Source organism: Acidovorax sp. (assembly GCF_016783915.1).
In the GTDB taxonomy this organism is placed as follows: Bacteria; Pseudomonadota; Gammaproteobacteria; order Burkholderiales; family Burkholderiaceae_C; genus Acidovorax.
This window is the reverse complement of record NZ_JADHVT010000205.1, coordinates 1-6533: the sequence shown is the minus strand read 5'-3', so window position 1 is coordinate 6533 and position 6533 is coordinate 1. Positions and strand designations below refer to the sequence as shown.

At 64.9% G+C, this 6533-nt stretch carries 11 protein-coding genes and 1 pseudogene; 10 read left to right on the top strand and 2 right to left on the bottom strand.

Features of this window, described 5'->3' with window-relative positions:
- From ISS20_RS22650 to ISS20_RS22610, 9 genes and pseudogenes are all read left to right on the top strand, one after another.
- A pseudogene (locus tag ISS20_RS22650) lies at positions 1-384 on the top strand (hypothetical protein); the annotation flags it as partial.
- The gene (locus ISS20_RS22645) at positions 377-598 is read left to right on the top strand and encodes a hypothetical protein (RefSeq protein WP_291439770.1); all 222 of its coding nucleotides are present in this window, start codon (positions 377-379) and stop codon (positions 596-598) included. The pseudogene ISS20_RS22650 and the gene ISS20_RS22645, both read left to right, overlap by 8 nt.
- A gap of 25 nt (positions 599-623) precedes the next feature.
- Entirely contained in the window at positions 624-1049 is a 426-nt protein-coding gene (locus ISS20_RS22640; protein ID WP_291439768.1) for a hypothetical protein, read from the top strand.
- Complete coding sequence (locus ISS20_RS22635) at positions 1046-1345, top strand: hypothetical protein (protein WP_291439766.1); 300 nt, start codon at positions 1046-1048, stop codon at positions 1343-1345. Before ISS20_RS22640 ends, ISS20_RS22635 begins: the two co-directional genes overlap by 4 nt.
- A 1-nt stretch (position 1346) precedes the next feature.
- Positions 1347-1895: a glycoside hydrolase family 19 protein gene (locus tag ISS20_RS22630; protein WP_291439764.1), complete on the top strand. Its 549-nt coding sequence runs from the start codon at positions 1347-1349 to the stop codon at positions 1893-1895.
- Positions 1895-2293, top strand: coding sequence for a hypothetical protein (locus ISS20_RS22625; protein WP_366828727.1), 399 nt, complete (start codon positions 1895-1897; stop codon positions 2291-2293). Before ISS20_RS22630 ends, ISS20_RS22625 begins: the two co-directional genes overlap by 1 nt.
- Positions 2294-2302: 9 nt before the next feature.
- Entirely contained in the window at positions 2303-2698 is a 396-nt protein-coding gene (locus ISS20_RS22620) for a hypothetical protein (protein WP_291439762.1), read from the top strand.
- Positions 2695-2994 carry a hypothetical protein gene (locus ISS20_RS22615; RefSeq protein WP_291439761.1) on the top strand — a complete coding sequence of 100 codons (300 nt, stop codon included), beginning with the start codon at positions 2695-2697 and terminating at the stop codon, positions 2992-2994. Before ISS20_RS22620 ends, ISS20_RS22615 begins: the two co-directional genes overlap by 4 nt.
- Entirely contained in the window at positions 2994-3143 is a 150-nt protein-coding gene (locus tag ISS20_RS22610) for a hypothetical protein (RefSeq protein ID WP_291439760.1), read from the top strand. Before ISS20_RS22615 ends, ISS20_RS22610 begins: the two co-directional genes overlap by 1 nt.
- Positions 3144-3152: 9 nt before the next feature.
- Here ISS20_RS22610 and ISS20_RS22605 read toward each other — a convergent pair whose 3' ends face one another.
- Positions 3153-3461 carry a hypothetical protein gene (locus ISS20_RS22605; RefSeq protein ID WP_291439759.1) on the bottom strand — a complete coding sequence of 103 codons (309 nt, stop codon included), beginning with the start codon at positions 3459-3461 and terminating at the stop codon, positions 3153-3155.
- Positions 3462-4638: 1177 nt separating this feature from the next.
- Positions 4639-5313 (bottom strand): transcriptional repressor LexA, encoded by a 675-nt coding sequence (gene lexA / locus ISS20_RS22600; protein ID WP_056062380.1) that lies wholly within the window; start codon positions 5311-5313, stop codon positions 4639-4641.
- An 83-nt stretch (positions 5314-5396) separates the two neighbouring features.
- Here lexA and ISS20_RS22595 point away from each other — a divergent pair, with 83 nt between their 5' ends.
- Positions 5397-6356 carry an asparaginase gene (locus tag ISS20_RS22595; protein ID WP_291439757.1) on the top strand — a complete coding sequence of 320 codons (960 nt, stop codon included), beginning with the start codon at positions 5397-5399 and terminating at the stop codon, positions 6354-6356.
- The last annotated feature ends 177 nt before the right edge of the window (positions 6357-6533 follow it).

The following is a 6533-nucleotide window of genomic DNA, read 5'->3' as shown; positions in this document are numbered from 1 at the left end:
GAGGGGGTGGAGTGGCTGGACAAGCCTGCGTACAACGAGGTGTACGTCAGCGGTCAGTCTGTGGGGGTGCTGGGTCACGTCGTCAAAACCGGTACCACGGGCGGCTTGGCCGCTGCCACGGTGGTGGATGACCTCATCACCCATGCCGACGCCGCCCGCCAGCGCGGCCTGGCCATCCTGGGCGACACCGGCCGCCAGCAGCGCCTGAGCCTGAGCCTGCCCATCAACGACGACCTGGGCCTGCTGGAGGTGGGGCAGCTCATCGATGTCACCGAAGGCACGGGGCCCAGCACCGTGACCCGGCGCGGCCTGGTGCGCGGCGTGTCTGCCAGCTACAGCCCGCCAGTCGCCCGCCAGAACGTGGAGGTGGAAGTCCATGGCTAATTTGTACGCAGAGTTTCGGCGCCTTATCCCCGATGCGCCGCTGCTGGTGGGCGTCGTGGTGGCCACCTTTGCCGGTGGCGTCACCGTCGCACTGCAGGGTGGCGGCACCTTGCGCGTGCGGGGCGACGCTGCCGTGGATGACCGCGTTTTTGTGCGCGACGGCGTGATCGAGAGCCTGGCCCCGGACCTCACGCTGGTGGAAATCGAAGTCTGAAACAACAAAAAACCAGAGGGAGTCCATGCCAGAACCTGTTTCTTCTACCGCCGCTGGCGTGCTCACCGTGGCCACCGCCACGGCCGCCAGCTCCGTGATCACCGCGTTTGGCGTATCGCTGGGGCTGCGGGTCGATGTGCTGATTGCTGGCTTTGCCGGTGCCCTGGTTGCCATCATCCTGCTCAATGCTGTTCCGGGCAGCAGCGACACCTGGCGCGAGCTGCTGCGCACCACTGTGCGCCGCATGTTTGTTGCCATCGCCAGCAGCCTCACGGCGGGCTACCTGGCCCCGCTGGCCCTGCTGGCCGCGCAGCTGCCCGACAGCCTGCTGCGGGGCGGTGCCTTTGCCGTGGGTGGTGGCGCACAACAGGTGCTGGTGTTTGCCATCAAGCGCATCAGCGGCCAGGTGCAGCCCGCGCCGCAGCAGCCCGGGGGAGGTGCCACGCCATGACCACCGCAACGTCACTTATCACCGCGCTGGCCGTGGTGCACTGGGTGTCTGGCCTCATCGTGCTGGCCGAAGCCCTCAACAAGCTGGAGCGCACAGCCCCCTGCAGGCGCGGCCTGCGCGCCCGCGACCGCATCACCGAATGGCTCAAAGCCATCGCCTGGGCCCTGCTGGCCGTGGGCGGGGCCGGCGCACTCATTACCCCGCTGCTGCCCCTGGAGCAACCCACGCTGCAAGACGCCTGCGTGCTGCTGGGGTTTGCAACGCTCATCGTTCGTACTCGCGTCAAGGAGGGCTGACATGCTCACTGCACAACAACTGCGCGCCGCCACCGGCTGCACCGCCGCCCGGGCCGATGACTGGCTGCCGCACATCACCAAGGCGTGCGAAACCTTCGCCATCAACACGCCCGGCCGGCTGGCTGCCTTCCTGGCCCAGATCGGGCACGAATCTGGCCGCCTGGTTTACGTGCGCGAAATCTGGGGCCCCACGCCCGCCCAGCAGCGGTACGAGGGCAGGGCAGACCTGGGCAACACCCAGCCAGGGGATGGCAAACGCTACATGGGGCGCGGCCTTATCCAGACCACCGGCCGCGCCAACTACTGCGCCACCCGCGACGGCCTGGCCGCGTACCTGCCCAACGTGCCCGACTTCGAGGCCATGCCCGCGCTACTGGAGCGCCCCGACCTGGCGGCCATGAGCGCCGCCTGGTTCTGGCACAGCCGCGAGCTCAACACCTTTGCCGACCTGGGCGACTTCCTCCGCATCACCAAGCGCATCAACGGCGGCACCAACGGCCTGGCCGACCGGCTGGCGCTCTATGAGGCGGCAAAGGCGGTGCTGCTGTGATGCCCGCCATCAACCCCATGTTGGTGGTGCTGGGTATCAGCCTCGCAGCTAATGGTCTGCTGGGCTGGGCTTACCTGGGCCAGCGCGACGACACCGCGGTGGCAAAGACCGCCTTGCGCGACATGGAGGGGCAGCGCGACGGCATCCGCCAGGTGGCCAGCGAGTGTTCTGCATCGGTGGATGACCTGCGCAAGCTGGCCGACCGCCGCTACATCGTGGCAGCGCCCGCCCGTGCGGCTGCTACCAGCGCAGCGCAAGGCCACAACCAGCGCGCCGACACGATCTTGAGCACGCCCGCGCCGGTACCAGGTGACGCATGCGCCAGCGCACAGGCCCGGGTGGACGACTGGCTGAAAACCCGAAACACACCGAGCCGGCCGGCAGCCGGAATCAACTGAAAGCACCCTATGACCAAGACCGTTTTTGCACACACCCCGCCCGGCGCCGACTTCCCGCCATACGTGAACCTGTCCCGCCAGGACGGGGCCGCCTATACCTTGACGGTCCGCAGCAAGGGCAATGGCGGGCGCGACACGGCCGCTATTGAGCTGTCGCCCGAAGCGGTCGAGGCGCTTTCCACCGCTGCGCTGGCCGATCTGCATCAGGAGCCTGCTGCGCCAGTCGTCACCGACGAAATGGTGGGCCGCTTTCTTTGCTGGCCGCTGCCTCCGGACTTTGCTCCGGATTGCGGTATCAGTTTCACCCGCTCACCCCACGCCGGCATGAACCCCACGGGCACCAATCTGCTGCACTATGGCCAAGCCAAGGCGATGTTGGAGCATGTCCTGGGTGTGGCGCCGTGAGAAGCCTCGCGGTAATCGCCGCTGTGACGGCGGTGTTTCTGTCCGGCTGCGAGACTGCCCCGCGCGTTGAGATTCAGCGCGTGAATGTGGCCGTGCCTGTGGCCTGCCAGGAAAAAGAGCCTGACCGCCCAGTCATGCCCACCGAGGCATTGCGGCCGGGGGCGACGGTGGATCAGTTCACCCAGGCCGCCCAGGCGGAAATCGAGCGGCGTGAGGGCTACGAGGGCCTGCTGCGCACTGCGCTGGCTGCATGCACTGCGCCCGTAGAAGCCGTGCCATCGCTAGAGGCGCAGTGATGCGACCCGCCCGCACTGCCAAGGCTGCCCGCCAGCTCGCTCAACGCCAGCGCCGAGACCGGCGCGAGATGGCCAGGGAGCTGCAGGAGCGGGCCCAGCGCCAGGCCATTCCCCGCCGGGATGACGGGCCACCGCCACGCATTGATTGAAACAGGGCCCTACTGCTCCATCACCGGCACGGCCCACCACGCCTGCTTGAGGTATCTGTGGCCAGCATCGAAGTCCTGCCCCGTCAACCGCAGGCCGCCATGAAGTGCCCGCAGCCTGGCGTGATTCAGCGGGGTCAGCAGGGCAGAATGATCCGGCGCCCCCTCCTTGGGCGGCAGCAAAGCATGGCAGAACGGCTCGCCAGTGACGGGGCGCTTTTGCCGATACACAAGCCACCCCCGCTGCCCATTGCTTCGCGCCACTTCGTTATCCAGCCGGTTGCCCTGGCCGTCATAGAGCCGGTAAACGATGCAATACATGGTGCCGCGAGGTAGGGTGGTTCTGAAAGGGGCGTAGGTTTCAGCGTAGGTAATTGGGTTGATAATCTATTTTCATTGGAGAATATGAAAATCAAGGATCACAATATTCATGCCGACATTGTGCCTTGGCGGGCGCAGGGGAATGCCACAGGGGCCGTGCTGGGCATACCAAAGCCTGCGGTTTTTTGGTGACTGAGTGCTGCATGGGCCCCGCAGACGTACTTCTTGCACTGCGCGTGCACGGAAGTCCGCATTCAGAGAGTGCCATGCACCACGACTGCTGCAGCTCGGTGCGGATTTTTGGACCTGCCGGTGCCCCGGTGTTAGACGTTTGCGGATCGAGCACTGCCCGACATTGCCGCAGCCCTGGTGCGCGGGGCGTAGAAGAGGGCTTGGCGCTCGTGCCGCCTGCTGCGCTTTGCGAATCAGGCCCGGAGCGCCTCGGATGCTGCCAGGCGGTCCAGCTCTGCGCACACATCGGCCATGCGGCCAGCAATTACCAGGCGGCAGGTGCCTGTGTCAGAGGCCCGGCGCAGCACCCGGGTGGATTGTGGTGGGCAGTGGTCTGCACCCACTGACGCCAAAAAGGCCTGACGTTTGCTGCCGGCCATGTGTGTTGGCAGGAAGGAGCGGTGGGTGGCAGCGGATCTGGTCGGGCTTTCTGGCGTTTGTACTGGAGGTTTGGCGGTAAAGGGCCAATTTCCGCGCAATGGACGTTGTGCCAGTGACTCTGTGGAGTTGCTGGGGACCAGGGTTTGGGCGTCGTCGCTGCGGGAGGCCGATGCTGGGGCGTTGCCTGGCCTAGCACGTCTGATGCCGACTGGCAGTGCCTGCAGGTCCAGTCGGTCTTTGGGTGCACTGGCTGGGTTGGCAAGCAGCCTTTTAAGACTGCGAAGAGGGTTCTGCACAGCAGACAGGGTGAACAAAGCAATTCCCATGTGAAAACTCCGAAAGTCGGGGGTTGAACATAGGCAGGATTGCAAAGTGGTCGAACACCAGTGCAGACAGACGCAGTGCGAGTTGATCCCTCGACCGTGCAGACAGCTGCTCCGCCGATCCATCAAGCATTGCCTGAGAGGCCTTGGCATTCAACGGGACCTGCACCGCAGGGCTGGTGAATCGGTTGTATCCGTTCACCAAACGCCCGCCACCCACGGTGCGGCCCCTGGGGCACACGCTACATCAGCATGGTGTTGCGGATAAGTCCCACTGCCAGTCCTTCGATTTCGAAAGGCTCGCCGGGCTGCACCACGATCACGGGATAGTCGGGGTTTTCGGGCAGCAACTCGATGGCAGTGGCCGTGCGGCGAAGTCGCTTGACGGTGACATCATCGCCCAGGCGGGCCACGATGATCTGACCATTGCGAGCCTCACGGGTGGACTGCACGGCGAGCAAGTCACCGTCCATGATGCCGGCGTCGCGCATGGACATGCCCCGCACCTTGAGCAAGTAGTCGGGCTTGTGTTGGAAGAGGCTGTTTTCCACACTGTAGGTCTGGTCCACATGTTCCTGCGCGAGAATGGGCGACCCCGCAGCCACTCGACCTACCAGGGGCAAGACCAGCTGCGACAGACCCGGGATGGGCAGACTGAATTGGTTGCCACGGGCTGCGTTGATGGAGCGCACTGTGTCTCCGCGCAAGCGGATGCCGCGCGAGGTGCCGCTGACCAGTTCGATCACCCCTTTGCGGGCCAGGGCCTGCAGGTGTTCTTCTGCCGCGTTGGCTGACTTGAAACCCAGCTCGGCCGCGATTTCTGCGCGGGTGGGAGGCGCGCCGGTGCGTGCGATGGCGGTCTGGATGAGATCCAGAATCTGCTGCTGGCGGGCGGTGAGTTTGGGGTTGTCGAGCATGGTGGTTTCCGGTGCAGGCGATTACAGTGGCGAACAACTGTTTTTTAATCCAGTAACTGTATTTTTCACCAGTTTTTCGGAGTATGCAAGTGAGTGGGCAAAAAATTGTGGTTTTGGGCACCGGTGGCACGATCGCGGGCACCTCTGCACAGGCGGGGGACAACATCGGCTACACCGCGGCTCAGGTGGGGGTGGAGCAACTTCTGATGGCCGTGCCAGGCTTGCAGGCCCTGGCAGGGGGCGCTTTGGCTGCAGAGCAGGTGGCGCAGATCGACAGCAAGGACATGGATTGCGAGGTGTGGCGCACGCTGGCACTGCGGTGCGCGCACCATTTGAGCGACCCGGAGGTGAGAGGTGTGGTCATCACCCATGGCACGGACACCCTGGAAGAGACCGCGTGGTTTTTGCACGAGGTGCTGGATGCGCGCAAGCCCGTGGTGCTGACCTGCGCCATGCGGCCCGCCACAGCCCTGACCCCCGATGGACCCCAGAATCTGCTGGACGCTGTGGCAACGGTATTGGCACCCGGTGCCACAGGTGTGCTGGCTGTTGCGGCGGGTGAAGTGCATGGCGCACGGTATGTGCAAAAGGTGCATCCCTACCGCGTCAATGCCTTCAGCTCGGGCGAGGCCGGTCCTTTGGGATGGGTGGAAGAGGGCGTGGTCCGCTGGGCATGCAATAGCCCGGTAGCGCATGTCAATCATGCCGATAGCGCTATGAATAATATAGTGAACGCTGTGGCTTGGCCGTGGGTGGAAATCGTCATGAACCATGCGGGGGCATCGGGCAGGGCGGTAGATGCGCTGGTGCGAGAGGGCGTGCAGGGCTTGGTGGTGGCCTGCACCGGCAATGGCACGATCCACCACGATCTGGAGGCTGCTCTGGTGCGAGCGCAGAAAGCCGGGGTGCGGGTGGTGCGCTCCACCCGCTGCGCCGAGGGACAGGTACTACCCAAGCCGGGTGATGCGCTGCCTGCCTCGCAAGGCCTGTCGCCAGTCAAGGCGCGGGTTGCACTGATGCTTGATTTGCTGCGGGCGGATTGATCGAAAAGGACTGCCAGCCGTGTTCGCAGCACTCAAGACACACGCCTGGGCTTATCCCGCGCTCGAAGTCGTCCACATCGTGGGCATTGCGCTGTTGCTGGGCAATCTGGTGTTGCTGGAGTTGCGGGTGTTTGGGCGCGGTGCGGCCTTGCCGGTGAAAGACCTCGCTCGGCTGAG